This window comes from Treponema sp. R6D11, assembly GCF_054786075.1.
The window spans coordinates 1-669 of sequence record NZ_BDHD01000638.1 but is presented as its reverse complement, the minus strand read 5'-3'; the positions used below and the strand labels follow the sequence as shown (position 1 = coordinate 669).

General features: G+C 44.4%; 1 protein-coding gene and 1 pseudogene. One reads left to right on the top strand and one right to left on the bottom strand.

What is annotated here, in order from left to right; translation table 11 throughout:
• Nucleotides 1–259, bottom strand: a pseudogene (locus tag ACYVTD_RS15210) (UDP-N-acetylmuramate dehydrogenase); the annotation flags it as partial.
• An 84-nt stretch (nt 260–343) separates the two neighbouring features.
• On the opposite strand from ACYVTD_RS15210, the gene ACYVTD_RS15205 reads away from it, so the two are divergent.
• A partial coding sequence (locus ACYVTD_RS15205) for a HEAT repeat domain-containing protein (RefSeq protein WP_461248549.1) occupies nt 344–669 on the top strand: 326 nt, incomplete at its 3' end.

Below are 669 nucleotides of genomic sequence, written 5' to 3'. Positions count from 1 at the left end.
TATATATGTCGGCTAACATTTTTTTATTATCGCCTTTTTTTACTTTGAATGCTGCGCTTAAAATAACGCAATCCATTTTTTGAAACGGACTTTGTTTATAAGCAAAATCGGCGGAATTTTTTTCTATTCTATGTATCGCATACTTGCTTTTTAATTCATGTTCACAGCTTATAATTTCTACCCAACTTAACACGTCCGCTATTTCGCTTTCATAACAACGGGCGTTCATCCAAACAGCTCCGCCTATTGTGCCTGGCATTCCGGCAAAAAACTGGCGGACAAGACGGCGGAATTTTTAGTTGATTTTTACAACGATAAAGACCCAGGCAATGACAACCGCAGTGTGGTAATAGCCGCCATAGGAGCCACAGGCTCATCTGCGGGCATTGAGTTTCTTACGGAAATCGCTACAAACCCCGATGAACGCATACCTTTGCGCATGGCGGCGTTAGGCGCTTTATCACAAATAGGAGATCCAAAAGGGCTTGACGCGATAACAAGCTGTATCAGCGCAAAGGATCCCAACTTGCGCTCATCTGCTGTTGCCGCTCTTGGTCCTTTTACAGGTTCTGCCGTAGAAAACGCAATATTCGACGCTTTTAGAGATTCATATTACCGCACAAGAATTGCCGCGGCGCAGGCAAGCCGCGATAGAAAACTTGCCTCTGC